Below are 18,697 nucleotides of genomic sequence, written 5' to 3'. Positions count from 1 at the left end.
CGGAGCGGATGAACGCGCGCCTCAGTTCAGCCCGCCGAGCCTTTCCTGCACGATATTCCGCCAGGGCGCATCGGCCGGCGCCTCGGCCAGCAGCTGGGTCCAGATGGCGCGCGCCACCTCGTTCCGCCCGGCCCGCGCCTCAGCCAGGCCGGCCAGGAAGCGCAGCCGCGCATCCTGCGGCTGCATGGCCAGCCCCCGGCTGATCCAGCGCAGCGCATTGGCCGGCTCATTGCGCTCGATCTCGATCTCCGCGACGTCACCGGCCAGCCCGACATCGAAGCCGCCCGCCAGCGCCCGCTCCCAGGCGGCGACCGCCTCGGCCAACCGGCCGCGATTGCGCTCGGCATTGCCGAGCAGGATGAAGCCCTGGCGGCCAAGCTGGGTGTTGGGATCGGCCGTGGCGAGGCGCGCGCGGAGCTGCACCAGCATCGCCTCATCCTGCGCATCCGCCTCCTGCCGAACGGCGAGCGTGGCGGATGGCATGTCAGGGAAGCCGCGCTCGACATAGAGCAGCACGCCGGCGGCCGGCACCAGCACCAGGGCCGCCAGCAGCAGCAGCGACGGCCGCGCGGGGGCGGTGAGTTGCTGGGGCGCGGGGGCGGCCAGCAGGCGGCGCTGCACCTCCACCGTGGCGGCGTTGAAGGCGGCCTCGTCCAGCCGGCCCTCGGCGCGCTGGGTTTCCAGCTCGGCGAGCTGGGCGTGGAACAGCGCCACATCCGCCTCCCCTCGGCCTCGCGCGGCCGGGGGGCGCAGCAGCGTATAAGCCAGCGGTGAGAGAATAAGCGCTGCCACCAGCGCCAAAGCCAACCACATCACGCCCTGGGATCACCTTGCAATGCGGCGAGGCGCTCGCGCTCGGCCTCGGTCAATTCAGTGGGGCCGATGCCGCTGGCACTGGCCTGCCGGCGCGAGCGCCAGATGGCGAAGATCCCGCCCAGCAGCGCCAGGGCGGGCGTCGCCCAGAGCAGCAGCGTGCTCCATTGGAAGGGCGGGCGCAGCAGCACGAAATCGCCGTAGCGCTCATGCACGAAGCGCATCACCTGCTCGTTGCTGGCGCCGCGCTCCACCTGCTCACGCACGATGCGGCGCAAATCCCGCGCGAGGGAGGCATCGCTATCCTCGATGGATTGGTTTTGGCAGACGAGGCAGCGGAGCTCCTTGCCGATTTCGCGCGCGCGGGTTTCCTGCTCGGGGTCGCGCAGGCGATAGCTGGTGTCGCCGATCTGGGCCTGGGCGGAGAGCGCGAACAACAGGAAGACCATGAGCGGGCCTAGCCCTCTCAAACTCTCCCACCAGGAGGCTTGCCTCCTGGACCTTGTGACACAGCGGAACATGATCAGCCTCGCAGCCGGGCCAGCAGGGGCTGGATGTCCTGCGCCATCAATTCGGGCGTGATGGGGCCGGCGAAGCGCCAGCGGATGATGCCGCCGCGATCCAGGATATAGGTCTCCGGCACGCCATAGACGCCCCAATCGATCGAGACACGGCCAGGCTCATCCACGCCGAGCCGCGCGAAAGGGTTGCCATGGCGCGTCAGGAAGCCCTGCGCCTCGCGCACGCGGTCCTTGTAGTTCACGCCCCAGACGGCAATGCCCTGGCGGTGCAGGGCCATGAGCTGCGGATGCTCGATGATGCAGGGCGCGCACCAGCTCGCCCAGAAATTCACGACGACGGGGCCGGGCATGCCACGGAAATCAGCCGAAACCAGGGCCGGCAGGCCCGAGCTTTCCAGCGCGGGCAGCGCGAAATCCGGCGGCGGCTTGCCCAGCAGCGCCGAGGGCACGCCGCGCGGGTTGAAACTGCCATCCTGCAAGCCGCGCAGCATGGCCCAGAAACCCAAGCCGGCCACGGCCGCGACGCCGAGCGGCGCATAGACCAACAGCTTGCGCCGCGAGGGCTTTGCCGCGGGCTTGGCCAGATCGGTCACGCCGTCACTCACGCCGAAACCTCGGCCTCTTTGCGCCGCCGCGCGGGGGCGGCGATGCGAATGCGGCGGTCACTCAGCGAGAGTGCGGCCCCCAGCGCCATGATCCCCGCACCAAGCCAGATCCAGGGCGCCAGCGGGTTGTTGTGCAGGCGCAGAACCGCCTCGCTCACGCCGGCTTCATTGGGCCGCTCCTCACCCAGCACGGCGTAGAGATCGCCGGAGGGGCGGGTGCGGATCGCGGCCTCGGTCGTCGTCATCCGGCCGGTCGGGAAGAAGCGCTTGCTCGGCTCCATCACAGCCACCACGCTGCCATCGCGCAGCAGGGTGATGGTGGCCTTCCGCGCGGTGAAATTGGGGCCGATGAAGTCCCGCACGCCCTCCAGCCGCCATTCATAACCGGCGAACTGGGTGGAGCCGCCCGGCGGCACCGCCACCAGCTTTTCCGTCGCCAGCCCCATGCCCGAAATGCCGAGGATGGTGACGCCCATGCCCGCATGCGCGATGGCCGCCCCCCAGGCCGCGCGCGGCAGGTTGCGCGCGCGATTCCAGGCATTGCCGAGGCTGGTGCGGCCGATGCCCGCGCGGTCCGCGATATCGGTCGCGGCACCGGCGATCAGCCAGAAGGCGCAGGCGAAGCCCAAGGCGCTCAACACATGCCAGCCAGCCAAGGCCAGCGTCAGGATGAAGGCCAGAAGTGCCAGGCAGGCGGCCCACCAGAGGCGTTGCAGCACGGGCCAGAGGCTCGCGCGTTTCCAGGCCAGCATGGGGCCGACGGCCATGCCCATCACCAGGGGCAGGGCCAGCGGCGCCGTGGCTGAATTGAAGAAGGGCGGGCCCACGGAAATCATCTGCCCGGTCAGCAGGTCCAGGAACAAGGGATACAGCGTGCCCACCAGCACCACCGCCGTGATCGAGCACAGCAGCAGGTTGTTCAGCACGATCCCGCCCTCCCGCGAGATCGGCGCGAAGACGCCGGCCGGCGCCATGGCGGGCGCGCGCCAGGCAAAGAGCGCGAAGGCACCCGCGATGTAGATGCCGAGCAGGCACAGGATGAAAATGCCGCGCGCCGGGTCGGAAGCGAAGGAATGCACCGAATTCAGGACGCCCGAACGCACCAGGAAGGTGCCGAGCAGGCTGAGCGCGAAGGCCAGCAGCGCCAGCAGCACGGTCCAGATCTTCAGCGCCTCGCGCTTCTCGACCACGATGGCCGAATGCAGCAGCGCCGTGCCGGCCAGCCAGGGCAGCAGCGAGGCGTTCTCCACTGGATCCCAGAACCAGTAGCCGCCCCAGCCGAGCTCATAATAGGCCCACCAGGAGCCGATGGAGATGCCCATGGTCAGGAAGGACCAGGCGGCCAGCGACCAGGGCCGCACCCAGCGGCCCCAGGCGGCGTCCACGCGCCCCTCGATCAACGCGGCCACGGCGAAGGCGAAGGTCACCGCGTAACCCACATAGCCGAGGTAGAGCAGCGGCGGATGGATCGCGAGGCCGATATCCTGCAACAGCGGGTTCAGCCCCTGGCCATCCGGCGGCGGCGGCCAGATCCGCTCGAAGGGGTTGGAGGTGAACAGGATGAAGGCGAGGAAGCCCAGCGAAATCAGCCCCATCACGCCCAGCACCCGCGCCTGCAGGGCCGAGGGCAAGCCGCCGCCAAAGCCGGCCACCGCCGCGCTGCACCCGGCCAGCACCATGACCCAGAGGATCATCGAGCCCTCGTGATTGCCCCAGGTGCCGGTGATCTTGAACAGCATCGGCTTGGCCGAATGGCTGTTGGCGACGACGTTCACCACCGTCGTGTCATTCATCGCATAGGACCAGATCAGCGCCGCGAAGCTGATGACGATGGCGACGAAGCCGGCCAGCGCCAAGGGTGCGGCGGCCCCCATCAGCCGCGAATCGCCCCGCTGCGCGCCCCAGAGCGGCAGGCCGGACTGCGCGATGGCGAGCATCGCCGCCAGGATCAGCGCGAAATGGCCAAGTTCGGGAATCATGAGCCGATATCCAGATTGATCATGAGCCGCTTCGCGGCGGGTTGGCCTGCGGGCGTGCCGGGTCCAGCGTGTTCCAGGTCGCCGGCGCGGGGGCGGCGCCCTGGGCCGGATTCCAATGGCCCGAGCGTTTCAGCGCATCGGCCACCTCGGGCGGCATATAGGTCTCGTCATGCCGGGCGAGGACTTCGCGGGCCCGGAAGGTGCCATCCGCGCCCATCATCCCCTGGGTCACCACGCCCTGCCCCTCGCGGAACAGATCGGGCAGGACGCCGGTGAAAATCACCGGCACCACATGCGCGCCATCGGTCACACGGAAATGGATCGCCGGGCGGCCCTGGTCTTCGCCCTGGCGCTGCACGCTGCCGGCCTCGACCAGCCCGCCCAGGCGGAAGGAGCGTCCCGGGGGCGGCGCTTCCCGCGCGATATCCGAAGGCGAGCGGAAGAAAACGAGATTGTCCTGGAACGCCGTCAGTGTCAGCGCCGTGGCGCTGCCAAGCCCGATGGCGCAAAGCAGGAGGATATAGAGCCGGCGCTTCTTCCGCGTCATTTCCGGAGTTCCAAGGGGTGGCGTTCCAATTGGGCGAGTTGCCGCCTGGCCGCACGATGCCGGCCCATCGCGGATATGGCGAGGATCGCGAAAACGCAAAGCACCGCGCCCCAGCTCAGCAGCACATGCAGCCAATGCGTGCTCACGCTTCCACACTCCGCAGGGCAGGCGCATCGGCGCGGCGGGCGGCGGCCATCTGCAGGGCGCGGACGCGGCGCTCCATCACGGCGGCGCGCGTCGCGGCCAAGGTCACCGCCATGAAGGCCAGCGTAAATCCCAGCGTGCACCACAGCAGCGGATAGAGGATGTCCACATGCATCCCCGGCGCATTGAGGCGCGTGACACTCGCCGGCTGGTGCAGCGTGTTCCACCAATCCACGCTGAACTTCACGATGGGCACGTTCACCACGCCCACCAGCGCCAGGATCGCGCCCATGCGCGCCCCGCGCTCCGGGTCGTCAAAGGCGCGCACCAGCGCCGCATGGCCGAGCCAGAGGAAAAACAGCACCAGAACCGAGGTCAGCCGCGCATCCCAGACCCACCAGGTGCCCCACATCGGCCGGCCCCAGAGGCTGCCCGTCAGCAGGCACAGCGCCGTGACCGCCGCGCCGATCGGCGAAAGCTCCCGCGCGGTGAGGTCCGCCAGCGGGTGCCGCCAGATCAGCGACATGATCGAGAGGATCGCAAGGCCGGTGTAGCCGCCCATCGCCAGCCAGGCCATCGGCACATGCACGAACATGATCCGCACCGTCTCGCCCTGCTGCCAATCCTTCGGCGCGAGCCAGAGCCCCCAGACCACGCCGATGCCCAGCACGACCAGGGCGGCGCCCGAAAGCCAGGGCAGCCAACGCTCCGTCAGCCGCAGGAAGCGGCCGGGATTGGCGAAACGATGCAGCGACCCTGAGGATCGCGGAGTGTGAGCGACGTTTTCCACAGCACCACCATAGGCAGATGCGCCAAAGGATTGAAGCGCCCCCGCCCCAGGCATCCGCCAGGGAAAAGATCGCCCAGCGGAATGATCTCCGCCCCATTGGCACGGCCACCGCACATATGCGAAGCCTTCAGCCAATCGCCACATCGCGCCGCAAAGAAACCCATGGCCAAGCCAAAGCCCGCCCAGCCCAGTTTCCTCGTGAAATCCGAGCCCGATGTCTTCGGCTGGGAACAGCAGGTGGCCAACGGGGTCGAGCCCTGGACCGGCGTGCGCAACGCCCAGGCCGCGAATTTCCTGAAGGCCATGCAGAAGGGCGACCGCGTCTTCTTCTACCACTCCAATATCGGCAAGGAGGTGGTCGGCATCGTCGAGGTGGCGCGCGTGGCCTATCCCGACCCCACGGATGAGACGGGGCGCTGGGTCTGCGTGGATGTGAAGACCGTCTCGAAACTGCCGCAGCCCGTCACGCTCGCCGCCATCAAGGCCGAGCCGCGGCTGGAGGGCATCGGCCTGATCCGCCAGTCCCGCCTCTCCGTCATGCCGATCAGCCCGGAGCACGCTGCCGTGATCCTGGAGATGGCCGGGGCATGAAGGACGCCGCCGATTGGCGCGTGCTCTGCCGCCTGGACGAGATCCCGGATGGCGAGGCGCGCGGCTTCCCCGCCCCGCCGGGCGGCTTCACCGGCCTCTTTGCCATCCGGCGTGGTGCCCGCGTGCTGGTCTATGTGAATTCCTGCCCGCATATCGGCCTGCCGCTGGAGCCCGTGCCGGACCGCTTCCTCGACCGCAAGCGGGAGATGATCGTCTGTGCCGCGCATGGCGCGCGGTTCCGGATCGAGGATGGGGAATGCGTCTCCGGCCCCTGCATCGGCGATGCGCTGGAAGCGGTGGAGGTGCGCATCACGGACGGGGAAATCCGCATTCCGCCCGATGCCGGGATTTGAGGGGGCCGGGATTTGAGGGGGCGGGATTTGAGGGGGCGGGGGTTTGACCGGATGATTCACGCTGGTAGGGTCTGACCCGAGGAAATTTCAGTCCCCAACAGAGGGAACCCCCTGCATGAACGCTTTCACCCGCCGCGCTTTGCTCGGCACCGGCACCGCCATGGCGCTGGCCAGCCCGGCCCTGGCTTTCCCCGACCGCACGGTCCGCATCATTTCCGGCTTTCCGCCGGGCGGGCTGAATGACGTGGTCAGCCGCGCCATGGCCCAGGCGCTGACGCCCATCCTGGGTGTGACCGTCGTCGTCGAGAACCGCGTCGGCGCCGGCGGCAGCGTGGGCGGCATGACCGCGGCCCGCGCCGCACCGGATGGCCATACCCTCTGGATGGGCATCGTGGACACCCAGGCCATTTTGCCGACCGCCATGCGCGCGCTGCAATATGATCCGGACCGCGATTTCGCGCCGATCAGCTTTGTGGCCAACGTGCCCTTCGCCTTCATCAGCGGGCCGTCGCAGCCCAATATCCGCGACTTCCCGGCGCTGATGGCGGCCGGCAAGGCGCGGCCGGGCGCCATCAGCTTCGCCAGCTGGGGGGTCGCCTCCACCTCGCATCTGGCGATGGAGCGGGTGCTGCGGCAGCAGCAGGTGGAGATGCTGCATGTGCCCTTCACCGGCCAGGCGCCGGCCATGCAGACCATCATCGCAAGCCAGGTGGATTGCATGGCGCTGCCGGCCGGCGGGGCCGAGGGCGCCTGGCGCGCCGGGCAATTGCGCGTGCTGGCGGTCGCGGCGAAGCAGCGCGTGCCGCTCTACCCCGATGCGCCGACCATCCTGGAACTCGGCGGCACGCTGGATGCGGGGCTATGGAAGGCGATCTACGCGCCGGCCCGCACCCCTGCCCCGGTGATCACGCGGTTGAACCAGGCCGTGCGCGAGGCAATGGCGCAGCCGCTTTTCATCGAGGTGCTGCGCCTGCAAGGGGCCGTCCCCGAACCTTCGACGCCCGAGGCGCTGGCCGAATTGCAACGCCGCGAACGCGCCGCCTGGGGCGAGGTGGTGCAGGCCACGGGCGCCTATCTGAACTGAGGCGCCCTTGGCGGAGCAGGGCCGGGCTGTGCTGAACCGACGGGGCCAATCCTTCCCCGGTGGTCGCAGGGGCGCTGCCCCGGAGAGCTGGATCGGTGGAGGCAACCCCTCCCCGATGGCCGCAGGGGCGCTGCCCCGGAGAGCTGGATCGGTGGAGGCAACCCTCCCCGATGGTCGCAGGGGCGCAGCCCCGGAGAGCTGAATCGGTGGAGCGAAACATGTACAAGCTGATCAGCGCGACGCCCTCGCCCTATGCCCGCAAGGTGCGCATCGCGCTGCTCGAGAAGGGCATTCCCTTCGAGCTCCAGACCGAGGTTCCCTGGCACGGCACGACCGCAACGCCCGCCTATAACCCGTTGGAAAAGCTCCCGGTCCTGGTGCTGCCGGATGGTACGGGGGTCTATGAAAGCCGCTTCATCCTGGAATGGCTGGAGGTGAAGCACCCCGAGCCCCGCCTGCTGCCCGATACGCCCGAGGAGATTCTCGCCGCGCGGCAGATCGAGGTGATCGCGGACGGGATTTGCGATGCGGTGGTGCTGCTGTTTTTCGAGCGCATGCGCGCGGCGCCCAGCGCCGAATGGATGGCGCGCCAACGCCGCAAGGTGGAAGGCGGCATGCGCGCCCTGGCCGAGCGGGTGGGCGAGGGATTCCTGGTGGGGGGCCGCTTTGGCCTGGCCGATATCGCGGCCGGGACGGTGCTGCGCTACCTCAGCGTGCGTTTCGCGGAATATGACTGGCCCGCCGCCCACCCGGCGCTGGCCGCGATGAGCGCCCGGTTGGAATTGCGGCCTTCCTTTGCCGCCACCGTGCCGGTGCCGCAAAACATCACCGAGAAAATCGTCTGACGGGGTGCCGAGCGGCGCGCCGCGTGACCACAGGATGGCTCGTCATCCACTGCACAAGGCGCGCGGAGGGGAGGCGGCGGCAAGATTGGTGGGGTTGGGCAGGCGCCGCAGGCCAGCGCAGCCTCAAGGCTGGTGTCTTCCGGGCTTCTCTATGCGATCAGCCGGCTCCGTCCGGACAGGCGCAGATGCGCCCCAGGCGGATGAAAACGGCCGGGAAGCGAGAAGGCTTTACCCTCTCGCATTGCCCCCGCTTTGCGGCCACCCCCAACAAGAAACTGAAGTTTCCCGGACTTTCGATCGTACAAATCCGCTGATGAAGGTGCAGGAAACTGGTTTCCTGCCGGGGAGTTCGAGGGGCTGGCCCCTCGATCCCACAGCGGAGGCTTCGCCAGCCAGCCAAAGTACATTCCGCGCGCAGCGCTCAAGCAACAACCTCGAGCCCATTGATTTTCGAGCAGCTTTAGCCGCTCAAACGAAGCCCCTTGAACGGATGCCGCCCTAGCGGCCCCGGCGCGCCGCCGCTTCCGCCCGGGACGCACCCGGCGGTGTGCCGGCATCAAACCCCAGGAAGCCGATGGACGGTTGCGGCGCGCCGCCATTGGCCTGCCAGAGTTGGGGCAGGCGCGGCGTCGCGGTCGCGACCTGGGTGGGCGCTTCGCGGGGGGTGGCGGCGGGAGGTGTGCGCACCCGTGCGGGCTGGCCGCGCTGCGGGATGGATTGCGGCGGCGGGGGTGCATTGCCCGCCATGCCGCGCACCGAGAGGACGTAGAACATGATCTCCGGCCGGCCCTGATCCACCGCCGAATCCACCGCCGTCAGCCCCAGGGCATTGCGTGCATTCACATCCGCGCCGCGCGCCACGGCATCGCGCACGGTGGCGATGTCGCCGCGGTTGATGCCGTCGAACAGGGCGTCATTGGGGTTCATCGAGGCCGCCGGCGCTTCGGCCGGGATGGGTGCCTGGCCGCGGCGCGCGGCGACGCCCGGCAGGGCGGGCGGCTGCTCACGCGGCGCTTCCGGCTGCGAGCGGCTGGTGGTGCGGCCCGAGCCGAGCATGCCCTGGGCGCTGACAGGCAGGGTTGGCAGCAGCAGGAGTGCGGCCGTTCCTGCCAGAAGGGTCGCCTGGAAACGGTTCATCTCATCGCCCTCCGAAGGTGAAGCTATCGGGCGGCGGTGCCCCGGGGGGCGGCGCCGCTTCCTTGATCTTGGCCTCGATCTGCTGCATCAGCCGGGCCATCCCCTGGGTCAGCGCGGCCATCTGAACCAGCGGCACCACCAGCAAACCCGCCGGGACCGCCTTGTTGTCTGCCCCGAGCCGGCCCAGCGTCAACCGAACCACGCCATGCTGGACGGAAACATCCAGCAAGCCATCGGCGAAGATTGTGGTCCCGGGGAGCATCTGCGTTTCCATGGGCGAACTCATAGCGGAGACCAGCCCGGGAGGCGAGTGGAAGCCGGCCGCTACCAGGTCAGCGGGACGCTCAGCCGGGCGCCGGGGGCGGGGGTCTGAAGCAGACGCTGGTCAGGATGGGTGGGTGCTGGATCCGCGGCAGCGCCGCGGCCGGGCACGCGCGGGTGGATCACGGTCGGGCTGAGGCTGGGTGTCAGCGAGGGCGGCGGCCCGGGCCGCGCTTCGAGATCCAGATTGGCGCGGGGTGCCAGTTGCGCCTGCGGCACCGGAGGCGCGCCGGTGCCCAGGGTGGTGCCGGAGAAGCCGGGCGTGATCGCGAGGCCGCCATCCATGAAGGCGCGATCCCTGGGGTCACGCGGGCGGGGGCGGGCGGGGGCTTCGGCGTTGATGCGCGGTGTCTGGACGCGGGGGGCATCCGTCGGTTGCGCTGCGGCTGGCAGGGGCGAAAGCCCGGCCGCCACGGCCAGCGCCAGGATCAGAGCCCTGCTACGCCCCGCAAATCCTCCACCGGATTGCCGGCGACCCCGGGGTGCCCAGCCTTCCAGGCGTTCAGGGCCCAACGGACCGAAGGAAAGGCAATCTCGTCCCAAGGAATATCCTTCCAGGCGAAGAAGCGCACATCAAGGCTTTCCGGCCCTGCGGCGATGCCAGGCTCCGACAGGTGTGCCCGATAGATGATCTGAACCTGCCCGATTCGCGCAATTGAATAGATGGCGAGAATGCCATCCAGTTCAAGCCGCGCCCTGGCTTCTTCCCAGGCCTCGCGTCTTGCGCCCTCCTCGGTGGTCTCGCCGAGTTCCATATAGCCGGCGGGCAGGGTCCAGAAGCCGTGGCGCGGCTCGATGGCGCGGCGACAGAGCAGGATGCGATCCTCCTCCACCACCACGCTGCCCACCACGATCTTCGGGTTTTCATAGGCGACATAGCCGCAATCGGCGCAGACCAGACGCTCGCGGTCGTCACCACCGGGGGGGCCTTCGGGGATGCGGCGGACGAAATTGCTCATCGGGCGCCCGCCGCGCCCGGCTCAGCCAGCGGCCGCCGAGAAGGCGAAGTTGTCGTAGCTGTTCTCGGCCACGCGGAACCACTGGAACAGCTCCGAACGATAAGGGCGATAGCTGTCCCAGATCGTCTTGAAACGCGGGTTCTGCCCGGCGAGATCCGCCATCAGCGCCTCGTTCGAGCGCCAGGCGAGCTGCAGGATCTCGCGGCTGTAGAAGCGCAGCTGCGTGCCCTGGGCCACCAGGCGGCGCAGCGCGATGGGATTCAGGTGGTCATAGCGGCTGACCATTTCACTGTCGGCCTCGGCACAGGCAATCGCCAGGGCGTCCTTGTAGAGTTGCGGCAGCGCGTCATGCGCGCGCTTGTTGCTCATGAAGTACAGGCGGGCGGAGGGCTCGAAGAAGCCGGGCGCATAGTAGAAGCGCGCCACGCGGAAGAAGCCCAGGCGTTCATCATCATGCGGGCCGACGAATTCCGTCGCGTCAATCGTGCCGCGCTCCAGCGCCGGGTAGATATCAGCGGGCGCCACCAGCGTCGGGTTGGCACCCATGCGCTGGAACACCTGGCCGGCGAGGCCGGAGATGCGGAACTTCAGCCCCTGCACATCGGCCTGGGTGCGGATTTCCTTGCTGAACCAGCCGCCCATCTGCGCACCCGTATCACCGGCCGGAATGCCCACGATATTGTAGTCGCTGAACAGCGCATCGGCGAAGGCATTGCCGCCGCCATGGCGCAGCCAGGCCGTCATCTGCCGGGTGTTCAGGCCGAAGGGGATCGCGGTGAAGAAGGCGAAGCCCGGCTCCTTGCCGATGTACCAGTAGGAAGCGGTATGGCCGCAATCGATCGTGCCGGCCTGGACGGCATCCAGCACCTGGAGGCCGGGGACGATCTCACCCGCGGGGAAGACCTGGATGCGGAACTTGTTCTCGGTCAGGGCCGCCACGCGGTTGGCGATGCGCTCCGGCGTGCCGAACAGCACATCGAGGTTGCGCGGGAAGCTCGACTGGCAGCGCCAGCGGATTTCCGGGTTGGCCTGGGCCAAGGCGGGGGCCGAGAGGGCAGCGGGCGCGGCGAGGGCGGCCGTGCCCAGAACGAGACGACGATTCATGACGTTTGCCTCCGAAGATGAATTCCTGGTGAAAGGCGCATAAACCAGAGCCGGGTCGGGGGGAAGCGGCAAAGCGCCGCCGCATCCGCCCCGCGCGGGGGCGGGATGGCGCTCGGCCTCAGCCCTCCGCTACGGCAATGCAAGGCAGGCCAAGGGCGCGATGGCGGCGCCGCACTTCCGGCGGATCGCAGCGGGAAGCGCCTGTCTCTGCCGGGCCCTGTGAAATTCATGCCGGCCATGTCGAAGCCTCTGGCAGGCGGCCCAGAGCCACGATATTTATGAAGCGTAACTGATGCCGAGTTGTGTCTTCCCACGCTGAAAGATGAGGGACATGCACCGTAACGCACGTTGCTTCAGCCGCCTGGGCCGCCGCTTTGGCGCGGTTCTCTCCCTCATGCTGGGCACCGCGGCTCCGGCGCTGGCACAGACGGGCAATCCGGCGCATGACGCCCTGCAGTCCCGCCCCGAGCTGGAGCGGAGGCAGATGCTGCATCAGGCCATTCGCAGCCTTGGGGATCAGTGCAATTCCGTCATCCTGGCCTTCCATGCCGGCCTGGATGCGCAGCGCAATGCCTTCTGGGATTTGCGCTGCGCCGATGGCGCCGCCTATCGGGCGCGCCTCCCCTCGGAGCGTTTCGCCGCCGTCGCCTTCCTGCGCTGTGGGGCCGCAACGCCGCAACCGCATCACGGCGGGCCCTGCTTCCAGGCCGTGACGGGCGAGGCCGCGCAGGTCGCCGCGCGGGGCGGCGGCAGTGATACCGCGTGCCGCGCCGCCTGCACGACGCAACCCGCCGCGGGCCAAGCCCAATGCGTGCAGCGCTGCGTCTCCGGCCAAGGGATCGAGGTGGGCCAGCAGGCTTCCGTCAGCCTGCCGCCCAATTCGCGCTTTGGTGCGATGTACACCACCAACCAACCCGTCGCTGCCCATGGCTTCGCCAATGGCAATACGGACCGCCTCGCCGTGAACCTCGCCGCCGTGCGGATCTGCCAGGTCCTGGCCGGACCGGTGCCATGCAAATTCCAGGGCGAGCTGATCAACCAATGCGGCGCCATCGCCATGGCCATCAGCCGCAATCCACGCGCCCTGGCGATGACGGCGGACATCTCGACCCAGGTGCTCAACCTGGCCACCTTCGGGCGGGGCGCAAGCCGTGAGGCGGCGGAAGCGCAGGCCATGCAGGCCTGCCGCGCCGCCGAGGGGCCCGGCATCCAATGCCGTATCGTCGCGCAAGGTTGCTGAGATGAACATGTCCATTCAAATCCAAGAAGGAGCGCTGCCATGCGCCGCCTGATCGCGAGCCTCGGCCTCGCCGCCCTCCTCATCACGCCTGCTGTCGCGCAGCCCGCGCCGCAAGCCAACCAGGCCCAGGGTGCTCAGGCCCAGGGTGGCCAGAATCGGCAGCAGGCCCGCGCTGCTCCGGCCCGGACGCTGGATGCGGTGCGCCGGCGCGGTCACCTGCTCTGTGGCGTGAATGGCAGCCTGGTTGGCTTCTCCGCCCCCGATCCCGCCGGCCAGATGCGTGGGCTTGATGCGGATTTCTGCCGCGCCGTGGCCGCCGCCGTGTTTGGCGACGCCGAAAAGGTGCGCTTCCTGCCCCAGCTTACCGTCGAAGGCGGGCTGGATGCGCTGACCGCGCGGCAGATTGACGTCCTGGCCCGCAACGCGACGGTCACGCTCTCACGCGATGGCAGCCGCCCGGTGATTCCCACGGCGGTGCTGTTCTATGACGGCATGGGCTTCCTCGTGCCGCGCAGCCTCAACGTGACCTCCGCGCGCCAGCTGCGCGACAAGACGGTGTGCTGGGCAGGGGCCGCCGGCCCGGGCACGGCGGGTGACGCGCTGACGGCCTATGGCGAGCGGCACGGGCTGGGCCTCACCATCCGCCGCTATGAGCAGCCGGCCCAGGTGGTGGCCGCGATGGAAGCCGGCGAATGCCACGCCTTCGCCGCCGATAGCGGGGCGCTGGTCGCCCGCCGCGTCACCGAGTTCCGCGTGCCGGAGAACTGGCTGGTGCTGGCCGATATCGTCTCACGCGAGCCCTTGAGCCCCTTCGTCCGGGCCGATGACGAGGATTGGCGCGCGCTGGTCTTCTGGGTGATGCATGTGCTGACCGGCGCAGAATATCTGGGTGTGAGTTCGGCCAACCTGATCGAAAACCTCGGCAATCCGGACCCGCGGATTCGCCAGATGCTGGCCGTCGAGCCGGGCTTTGGCCGCACCCTTCGCCTGCCGGACAATTGGGCGGCACGGGTGATCAGCACGGTGGGCAATTACGGCGAGATTTTCGAGCGCAATCTGGGCCGGCAATCCGTCATCGGGATGGATCGCGGCCTGAATGACCAATGGACCCGCGGCGGCCTGATCTACAGCTTCCCGACACGCTGAGGGCGCGGAGCAAGCGGCGGTAAGCCGCGGAATTCCACCCGGTCAAATCACTCGGATGACTGGTGGTTCAGGCGTCACATGACGGCCTGACCGCGCGGCGCGTCCCATCCATCCCAAGGCACCCCCCGCCCGTCCCCTGCAAGGCAAATACGCCCAGGACGAACATATCATAAGGCATACAACCGGGTAATACCACAGATCATGCCCCAGCGTTGGCTACGATCATTTGGCAGATTGGAAATATTTGTCCGCACTATTTTAGATCATCAGCTCTGCCAACAAGTTACTGATTTGTTGCCATTCTCCTGAAATCATTGGGCCGGATCGGCTGAAAATCCCGCTGATTTTGTCATTTTCACCATGCCCAGTGACGCGAGTGACCCGATTTCCGTCTGGTGTGTGCGGTGAGCCTTCGATACGATTGGGAGAAGATCAAATCCTATCTTCTATCCTGAGTTGTGAAGGACCGGACATATGCCCTTGAGGAAACGCGCTTTGATCTTCCTGGGTCGCTGCGCTGCCGCTGGTTTTGGACTCCTGATGGCCCTTCCCGCGCCCTCCCTGGCCGGGACCGGCAATCCCATGCATGACGCCCTCCAGGCCCGCACCGACCTGGAGCGCCGCCAGGCCCTGCACCAGGCCGTGCGCAGCGGCGGTGACCAGTGCAACGCCGTCACCCTGGCCTTCCATGCCGGGATGGATGCGCAGCGCAATGCCTTCTGGGATTTGCGCTGCGCCGATGGCACGGATTATCGCGCAAGGCTCCCGGCGGAACGCTTTGCCTCCGCCGCCTTCCTGCGCTGTGGCTCCGCCGTGCGGGTGCCGCATTTCGCCGGCCCCTGCTTCCAGGCGCTGACGGCCGCAACCACGCAGACGGCCGCCCGGGGTGGCGCCAATGGTAGCGCCAATGAGAGCTTCTGCCGCAGCGCCTGCACAACGCAGCCCGCCGTGGGGCAGAATCGCTGCGTGCAGCGCTGCCTCCTCGGCCAGGGGATCCAGGTGGGGCAGCAGGCTTCCGCCAGCCTGCCCTCGAATTCCCGGTTCGGCGCGATCTACATCACCGATCAGCCACTCGCCGCCTATGGCTTCGCCAATGGCGATACGGACCGCCTTGCCGTGAACCTGGCCGCCGTGCGGTTTTGCCAGAGCCTGGCCGGCCCGGTGCCCTGCAAATTCCAGGGGGAGCTGGTCAATCAGTGCGGCGCCATCGCCATGGCCATCAGCCGGCACCCCCGCGCCATGGTGATGACGGCGGATCTCTCGACCCAGATGCTCAACAGGGCCACCACCGGCCGGGGCGCCACCCGCCAGGCCGCGGAGGCTGAAGCCCTGGAGGCCTGCCGCCCCGCCGAGGGGCCCGGCGTCCAGTGCCGCATCGTCGCCCAGGGCTGCTGAGATGCCGATCCCAGAGCCGAACCCGCACAGCACCTCGAAGCCGGAAAACGCCCTCATGCATCGCCTGATCCTGGGCTTCGGCCTCGCCGTCCTTCTTGTCGCCCCGGCCTTCGCCCCAGCCTTCGCACAGGGCATCTCCCAGGCGGGGCAGAGCCGCCAGCAGGCGCGCGCCCCTGCCCCGGCACCCACCAAGACGCTGGATGTGGTGCGCGCACGCGGCCATCTTCTGTGCGGCGTGAATGGCACCCTCGCCGGATTTTCCGCCCCCGATCCCGCCGGGCGGATGCTGGGCCTCGATGCGGATTTTTGCCGTGCCATCGCCGCCGCCGTGCTGGGCGATGCGGACAAGGTGCGCTTCCTGCCCCAGACCACGGTGGAAGCCGGGCTGGATGCCCTCGCCGCGCGCCAGATCGATGTGCTGGCCCGCAGCGCGAGCGTGACGCTCTCACGCGATGCCGGGCGGCCCGTTACCCCCACGGCGGTGCTGTTCTATGACGGGATGGGCTTCCTCGTGCCGCGGAGCCTCAATGTCACCTCCCCCCGCCAGATGCGTGACAAGACCGTCTGCTGGGCGGGTGCCTCAGGTCCCGGCACGGCGGGGGAAAACCTGACCGGTTATAATGGCCGGCACGGGCTGAACCTCACGATCCATCGCTATGAACAGCCCGCCCAGGTGGTGACCGCGATGGAAGCCGGCGAATGCCATGCCTTCGCCGCCGATAGCGGCGCCCTCGCCTCACGCCGAGTCACGGATTTCGACGCGCCGGATGATTGGCTCATCCTCGCCGAGGTGATCTCGCTAGAGCCGCTGGCCCCCTATGTCCGTGCCGGTGACGAGGATTGGCGCGTGCTGGTCTTCTGGATCACGCATGTGCTGATCGGCGCCGAGCATCTGGGCGTGACCTCGGCCAATGTGATCGAGAACCTGACCAATCCGGACCTGCGCGTGCGGCAGATGCTGGGCGTCGAGCAGGGCTTCGGCCGGCCGTTCGGCCTGCCGGACAATTGGGCGGCCCGGCTGATCAGCGCCGTCGGCAATTACGGGGAAATCTTCGACCGCAACCTGGGCGCCCAATCCATCTTCGGGATGGATCGGGGCCTCAATGACCAATGGACCCGCGGCGGCCTGATCTACGCCTTCCCGACGCGGTAGCCGATGTCGCGCTACAGGATGTAGCGCGACAAATCCGCACTGGCCGCGAGTGTTGCGACACGCTCGCGCACCATCGCCGCATCCACGGTCACCACATCGCCGCGGCGGTCGCTCGCGGTGAAACTGATATCTTCCAGCAGCCGCTCGATCACCGTGGCGAGGCGCCTTGCGCCGATATTCTCCACCGTCGCGTTGATCTCGGCCGCGAGGTCAGCCAGGGCGCCCACCGCGCCATCGTCAAACACCAGTTCCACGCCCTCGGTCTTCATCAGCGCGCTGGCCTGCTTGAGCAGGGAATGCTCCGGCTCGGTCAGGATGCGGCGGAAATCCTCCCGCGTGAGGGCCTTCAGCTCCACGCGGATCGGCAGGCGGCCCTGGAGTTCGGGCAGCAGGTCGCTCGGCTTGGAAAGATGGAAGGCCCCGCTGGCGACAAAGAGGATGAAATCCGTCCGCACCGGGCCGTGCCGGGTGTTCACGGTGGTTCCCTCGATCAAGGGCAGCAGGTCACGCTGTACGCCTTCGCGCGAGACATCCCCGCCACGCACGCCGCCTTCGCTGCTGCGGGCGATCTTGTCGATCTCATCGAGGAAGACGATGCCGTTATTCTCGGCGTTCAGCACGGCGCTGCGGGTCACGGCCTCGCTGTCCAGCAGCTTGTCCGCTTCCTCGCGCGTCAGTGCCTCGCGCGCGGCGGCGACGGTCATTTTCCGCGGCTTCTGGCGGCCGCCGAACATCTTGCCCAGCATGTCCTGCATGTTCTGCATCTGGCCGGGCGGCATCCCTGGCATGTCCATCATGCCGATCGGCTGCGAGGCCGGTTCGTTCACCTGCACCTCGATCTCGCGGGTTTCGAGCTGGCCTTCGCGCAGCATCTTGCGGAATTTCTGGCGGGTTTCGCCGGCCGCCCCCTCGCCCACCAGCGCGGTCACCAGCGCTTCCTCGGCGGCGAGTTCGGCCTTGGCCTGCACGCCCTTGCGCGCCGTATCCCGCGCCTGGACGATGGCGGCCTCCACCAGGTCCCGCACGATGCTTTCCACATCGCGTCCGACATAGCCGACCTCGGTGAATTTGGTGGCTTCCACCTTCAGGAAGGGCGCATTGGCCAGCTTGGCCAGGCGGCGGGCGATCTCCGTCTTGCCGCAGCCGGTCGGGCCGATCATCAGGATGTTCTTCGGCACCACCTCCTCCTGCCAGGACTCCGGCAGTTGCTGGCGGCGCCAACGGTTGCGCAGCGCGATGGCCACGGCGCGCTTGGCGTCATTCTGGCCGATGATGAAGCGGTCCAGCTCACTGACGATTTCGCGGGGCGAGAGATTCACCGTCTCGGGGGCCATCACGTCACTCATCACCAAGGGTCTCCAGAATGAAATTGCCATTGGTGTAGACGCAGATGCCCGCCGCGATGGTCATGGAGCGCCGCGCGATCTCCGCCGCCTCGATCCCCTCGACCGTCAGCAGCGCGCGCGCCGCGGCCAGCGCGTAATTGCCGCCCGAGCCGATGCCGATGACGGCATCCTCCGGTTCCAGCACATCGCCCTGGCCGGTGAGCAGCAGGGAGCGGTCCTTGTCGGCCACGGCCAACAGCGCCTCGAGCTTGCGCAGATAGCGATCGGTCCGCCAATCCTTCGCGAGTTCCACGCAGGCGCGTTCCAGCTGGTCCGGGAAGCGTTCCAGCTTGGCCTCCAGCCGCTCCAGAAGGGTGAAGGCATCGGCCGTGGCGCCGGCGAAGCCGGCCAGCACGCGGCCCTGCGCGATGCGCCGGACCTTGCGGGCATTGCCCTTCACCACCGTCTGGCCCAGCGAGACCTGGCCATCGCCGGCCATGGCCACTTTTCCGTTGCGGCGGACGCAGAGGATGGTGGTCCCATGCCAGCCGAGAGGATCATGTGTGTCATTCTTCATGACGGCCATGTGGCGCTTCGGGGCGGCTTCGGCAATGCGGCTTGCCGCCGCGCATTGCTGATCCCAAC

21 protein-coding genes are annotated in these 18,697 nt (G+C 68.3%); 8 read left to right on the top strand and 13 right to left on the bottom strand.

Features of this window, described 5'->3' with window-relative positions:
- Positions 1 to 21 precede the first annotated feature (21 nt).
- The 6 genes from ccmI to LHU95_RS03175 form a co-directional block, all read right to left on the bottom strand.
- Positions 22 to 792, bottom strand: a complete 771-nt coding sequence (gene ccmI, locus LHU95_RS03200; protein ID WP_248709935.1) for a c-type cytochrome biogenesis protein CcmI — start codon at positions 790 to 792, stop codon at positions 22 to 24.
- Between the two features lie 20 nt (positions 793 to 812).
- Positions 813 to 1,262: a cytochrome c-type biogenesis protein gene (locus LHU95_RS03195; protein WP_248709934.1), complete on the bottom strand. Its 450-nt coding sequence runs from the start codon at positions 1,260 to 1,262 to the stop codon at positions 813 to 815.
- A 74-nt stretch (positions 1,263 to 1,336) separates the two neighbouring features.
- Entirely contained in the window at positions 1,337 to 1,939 is a 603-nt protein-coding gene (locus tag LHU95_RS03190; RefSeq protein ID WP_248709933.1) for a DsbE family thiol:disulfide interchange protein, read from the bottom strand.
- On the bottom strand, positions 1,936 to 3,918 hold the full coding sequence (locus LHU95_RS03185; RefSeq protein WP_248709932.1) for a heme lyase CcmF/NrfE family subunit: 1,983 nt from the start codon (positions 3,916 to 3,918) through the stop codon (positions 1,936 to 1,938). Before LHU95_RS03185 ends, LHU95_RS03190 begins: the two co-directional genes overlap by 4 nt.
- Before the next feature lie 19 nt (positions 3,919 to 3,937).
- Entirely contained in the window at positions 3,938 to 4,465 is a 528-nt protein-coding gene (gene ccmE / locus LHU95_RS03180) for a cytochrome c maturation protein CcmE (RefSeq protein ID WP_248709931.1), read from the bottom strand.
- Positions 4,466 to 4,607: 142 nt separating this feature from the next.
- The gene (locus tag LHU95_RS03175; RefSeq protein ID WP_248709930.1) at positions 4,608 to 5,399 is read right to left on the bottom strand and encodes a heme ABC transporter permease; all 792 of its coding nucleotides are present in this window, start codon (positions 5,397 to 5,399) and stop codon (positions 4,608 to 4,610) included.
- 162 nt (positions 5,400 to 5,561) lie between these two features.
- Here LHU95_RS03175 and LHU95_RS03170 point away from each other — a divergent pair, with 162 nt between their 5' ends.
- From LHU95_RS03170 to LHU95_RS03155, 4 genes are all read left to right on the top strand, one after another.
- A complete protein-coding gene (locus tag LHU95_RS03170; RefSeq protein ID WP_248709929.1) occupies positions 5,562 to 5,990 on the top strand; it encodes an EVE domain-containing protein in 429 nt (142 codons plus the stop codon).
- On the top strand, positions 5,987 to 6,343 hold the full coding sequence (locus LHU95_RS03165) for a Rieske (2Fe-2S) protein (RefSeq protein ID WP_248709928.1): 357 nt from the start codon (positions 5,987 to 5,989) through the stop codon (positions 6,341 to 6,343). Before LHU95_RS03170 ends, LHU95_RS03165 begins: the two co-directional genes overlap by 4 nt.
- A 115-nt stretch (positions 6,344 to 6,458) precedes the next feature.
- The gene (locus LHU95_RS03160) at positions 6,459 to 7,427 is read left to right on the top strand and encodes a tripartite tricarboxylate transporter substrate binding protein (RefSeq protein WP_248709927.1); all 969 of its coding nucleotides are present in this window, start codon (positions 6,459 to 6,461) and stop codon (positions 7,425 to 7,427) included.
- A gap of 218 nt (positions 7,428 to 7,645) precedes the next feature.
- Positions 7,646 to 8,272, top strand: coding sequence for a glutathione S-transferase N-terminal domain-containing protein (locus LHU95_RS03155; protein ID WP_248709926.1), 627 nt, complete (start codon positions 7,646 to 7,648; stop codon positions 8,270 to 8,272).
- Between the two features lie 498 nt (positions 8,273 to 8,770).
- Here the strand turns inward: LHU95_RS03155 and LHU95_RS03150 are convergent, their stop codons facing one another.
- The 5 genes from LHU95_RS03150 to dctP form a co-directional block, all read right to left on the bottom strand.
- Complete coding sequence (locus LHU95_RS03150) at positions 8,771 to 9,409, bottom strand: ankyrin repeat domain-containing protein (RefSeq protein WP_248709925.1); 639 nt, start codon at positions 9,407 to 9,409, stop codon at positions 8,771 to 8,773.
- Position 9,410: 1 nt separating this feature from the next.
- On the bottom strand, positions 9,411 to 9,671 hold the full coding sequence (locus tag LHU95_RS03145) for a hypothetical protein (RefSeq protein WP_248709924.1): 261 nt from the start codon (positions 9,669 to 9,671) through the stop codon (positions 9,411 to 9,413).
- A 62-nt stretch (positions 9,672 to 9,733) separates the two neighbouring features.
- On the bottom strand, positions 9,734 to 10,144 hold the full coding sequence (locus tag LHU95_RS03140) for a hypothetical protein (RefSeq protein WP_248709923.1): 411 nt from the start codon (positions 10,142 to 10,144) through the stop codon (positions 9,734 to 9,736).
- 14 nt (positions 10,145 to 10,158) lie between these two features.
- The gene (locus LHU95_RS03135; RefSeq protein WP_248709922.1) at positions 10,159 to 10,689 is read right to left on the bottom strand and encodes an NUDIX hydrolase; all 531 of its coding nucleotides are present in this window, start codon (positions 10,687 to 10,689) and stop codon (positions 10,159 to 10,161) included.
- Between the two features lie 21 nt (positions 10,690 to 10,710).
- Positions 10,711 to 11,793 carry a TRAP transporter substrate-binding protein DctP gene (gene dctP / locus LHU95_RS03130; protein ID WP_248709921.1) on the bottom strand — a complete coding sequence of 361 codons (1,083 nt, stop codon included), beginning with the start codon at positions 11,791 to 11,793 and terminating at the stop codon, positions 10,711 to 10,713.
- Between the two features lie 331 nt (positions 11,794 to 12,124).
- Here dctP and LHU95_RS03125 point away from each other — a divergent pair, with 331 nt between their 5' ends.
- The 4 genes from LHU95_RS03125 to LHU95_RS03110 all read left to right on the top strand — a co-directional run bounded on the left by LHU95_RS03125 (position 12,125) and on the right by LHU95_RS03110 (position 16,727).
- Entirely contained in the window at positions 12,125 to 13,033 is a 909-nt protein-coding gene (locus tag LHU95_RS03125; protein WP_248709920.1) for a DUF4189 domain-containing protein, read from the top strand.
- A 39-nt stretch (positions 13,034 to 13,072) separates the two neighbouring features.
- On the top strand, positions 13,073 to 14,179 hold the full coding sequence (locus LHU95_RS03120) for a transporter substrate-binding domain-containing protein (RefSeq protein ID WP_248709919.1): 1,107 nt from the start codon (positions 13,073 to 13,075) through the stop codon (positions 14,177 to 14,179).
- A gap of 540 nt (positions 14,180 to 14,719) precedes the next feature.
- Positions 14,720 to 15,574 carry a DUF4189 domain-containing protein gene (locus tag LHU95_RS03115; protein WP_248709918.1) on the top strand — a complete coding sequence of 285 codons (855 nt, stop codon included), beginning with the start codon at positions 14,720 to 14,722 and terminating at the stop codon, positions 15,572 to 15,574.
- Positions 15,575 to 15,629: 55 nt separating this feature from the next.
- Positions 15,630 to 16,727: a transporter substrate-binding domain-containing protein gene (locus LHU95_RS03110; RefSeq protein WP_248709917.1), complete on the top strand. Its 1,098-nt coding sequence runs from the start codon at positions 15,630 to 15,632 to the stop codon at positions 16,725 to 16,727.
- Positions 16,728 to 16,738: 11 nt separating this feature from the next.
- Here the strand turns inward: LHU95_RS03110 and hslU are convergent, their stop codons facing one another.
- Together hslU and hslV are read right to left on the bottom strand one after the other, a co-directional pair.
- Positions 16,739 to 18,073 carry an ATP-dependent protease ATPase subunit HslU gene (gene hslU, locus LHU95_RS03105; RefSeq protein ID WP_248709916.1) on the bottom strand — a complete coding sequence of 445 codons (1,335 nt, stop codon included), beginning with the start codon at positions 18,071 to 18,073 and terminating at the stop codon, positions 16,739 to 16,741.
- Positions 18,066 to 18,638 carry an ATP-dependent protease subunit HslV gene (gene hslV, locus LHU95_RS03100; RefSeq protein ID WP_283094286.1) on the bottom strand — a complete coding sequence of 191 codons (573 nt, stop codon included), beginning with the start codon at positions 18,636 to 18,638 and terminating at the stop codon, positions 18,066 to 18,068. Before hslV ends, hslU begins: the two co-directional genes overlap by 8 nt.
- Positions 18,639 to 18,697: the final 59 nt, after the last annotated feature.

Origin of the sequence: Sediminicoccus sp. KRV36, from assembly GCF_023243115.1 — a bacterium.
Classification (GTDB): Bacteria; Pseudomonadota; Alphaproteobacteria; order Acetobacterales; family Acetobacteraceae; genus Roseococcus.
This window is presented reverse-complemented; position numbering and strand designations above follow the sequence as displayed.

Excerpts from the sequence above, each read along its gene's own strand:
- hslV (WP_283094286.1), bottom strand. The coding sequence starts at position 18,638 with ATGGCCGTCATGAAGAATGACACACATGATCCTCTCGGCTGGCATGGG.
- LHU95_RS03125 (WP_248709920.1), top strand. The coding sequence starts at position 12,125 with ATGCACCGTAACGCACGTTGCTTCAGCCGCCTGGGCCGCCGCTTTGGC.
- LHU95_RS03170 (WP_248709929.1), top strand. The coding sequence starts at position 5,562 with ATGGCCAAGCCAAAGCCCGCCCAGCCCAGTTTCCTCGTGAAATCCGAG.
- LHU95_RS03110 (WP_248709917.1), top strand. The coding sequence starts at position 15,630 with ATGCATCGCCTGATCCTGGGCTTCGGCCTCGCCGTCCTTCTTGTCGCC.
- LHU95_RS03150 (WP_248709925.1), bottom strand. The coding sequence starts at position 9,409 with ATGAACCGTTTCCAGGCGACCCTTCTGGCAGGAACGGCCGCACTCCTG.
- LHU95_RS03135 (WP_248709922.1), bottom strand. The coding sequence starts at position 10,689 with ATGAGCAATTTCGTCCGCCGCATCCCCGAAGGCCCCCCCGGTGGTGAC.
- LHU95_RS03195 (WP_248709934.1), bottom strand. The coding sequence starts at position 1,262 with ATGGTCTTCCTGTTGTTCGCGCTCTCCGCCCAGGCCCAGATCGGCGAC.
- LHU95_RS03165 (WP_248709928.1), top strand. The coding sequence starts at position 5,987 with ATGAAGGACGCCGCCGATTGGCGCGTGCTCTGCCGCCTGGACGAGATC.
- dctP (WP_248709921.1), bottom strand. The coding sequence starts at position 11,793 with ATGAATCGTCGTCTCGTTCTGGGCACGGCCGCCCTCGCCGCGCCCGCT.
- ccmE (WP_248709931.1), bottom strand. The coding sequence starts at position 4,465 with ATGACGCGGAAGAAGCGCCGGCTCTATATCCTCCTGCTTTGCGCCATC.
- LHU95_RS03145 (WP_248709924.1), bottom strand. The coding sequence starts at position 9,671 with ATGCTCCCCGGGACCACAATCTTCGCCGATGGCTTGCTGGATGTTTCC.
- LHU95_RS03115 (WP_248709918.1), top strand. The coding sequence starts at position 14,720 with ATGGCCCTTCCCGCGCCCTCCCTGGCCGGGACCGGCAATCCCATGCAT.
- LHU95_RS03160 (WP_248709927.1), top strand. The coding sequence starts at position 6,459 with ATGAACGCTTTCACCCGCCGCGCTTTGCTCGGCACCGGCACCGCCATG.
- LHU95_RS03120 (WP_248709919.1), top strand. The coding sequence starts at position 13,073 with ATGCGCCGCCTGATCGCGAGCCTCGGCCTCGCCGCCCTCCTCATCACG.
- LHU95_RS03155 (WP_248709926.1), top strand. The coding sequence starts at position 7,646 with ATGTACAAGCTGATCAGCGCGACGCCCTCGCCCTATGCCCGCAAGGTG.
- hslU (WP_248709916.1), bottom strand. The coding sequence starts at position 18,073 with ATGAGTGACGTGATGGCCCCCGAGACGGTGAATCTCTCGCCCCGCGAA.
- LHU95_RS03185 (WP_248709932.1), bottom strand. The coding sequence starts at position 3,918 with ATGATTCCCGAACTTGGCCATTTCGCGCTGATCCTGGCGGCGATGCTC.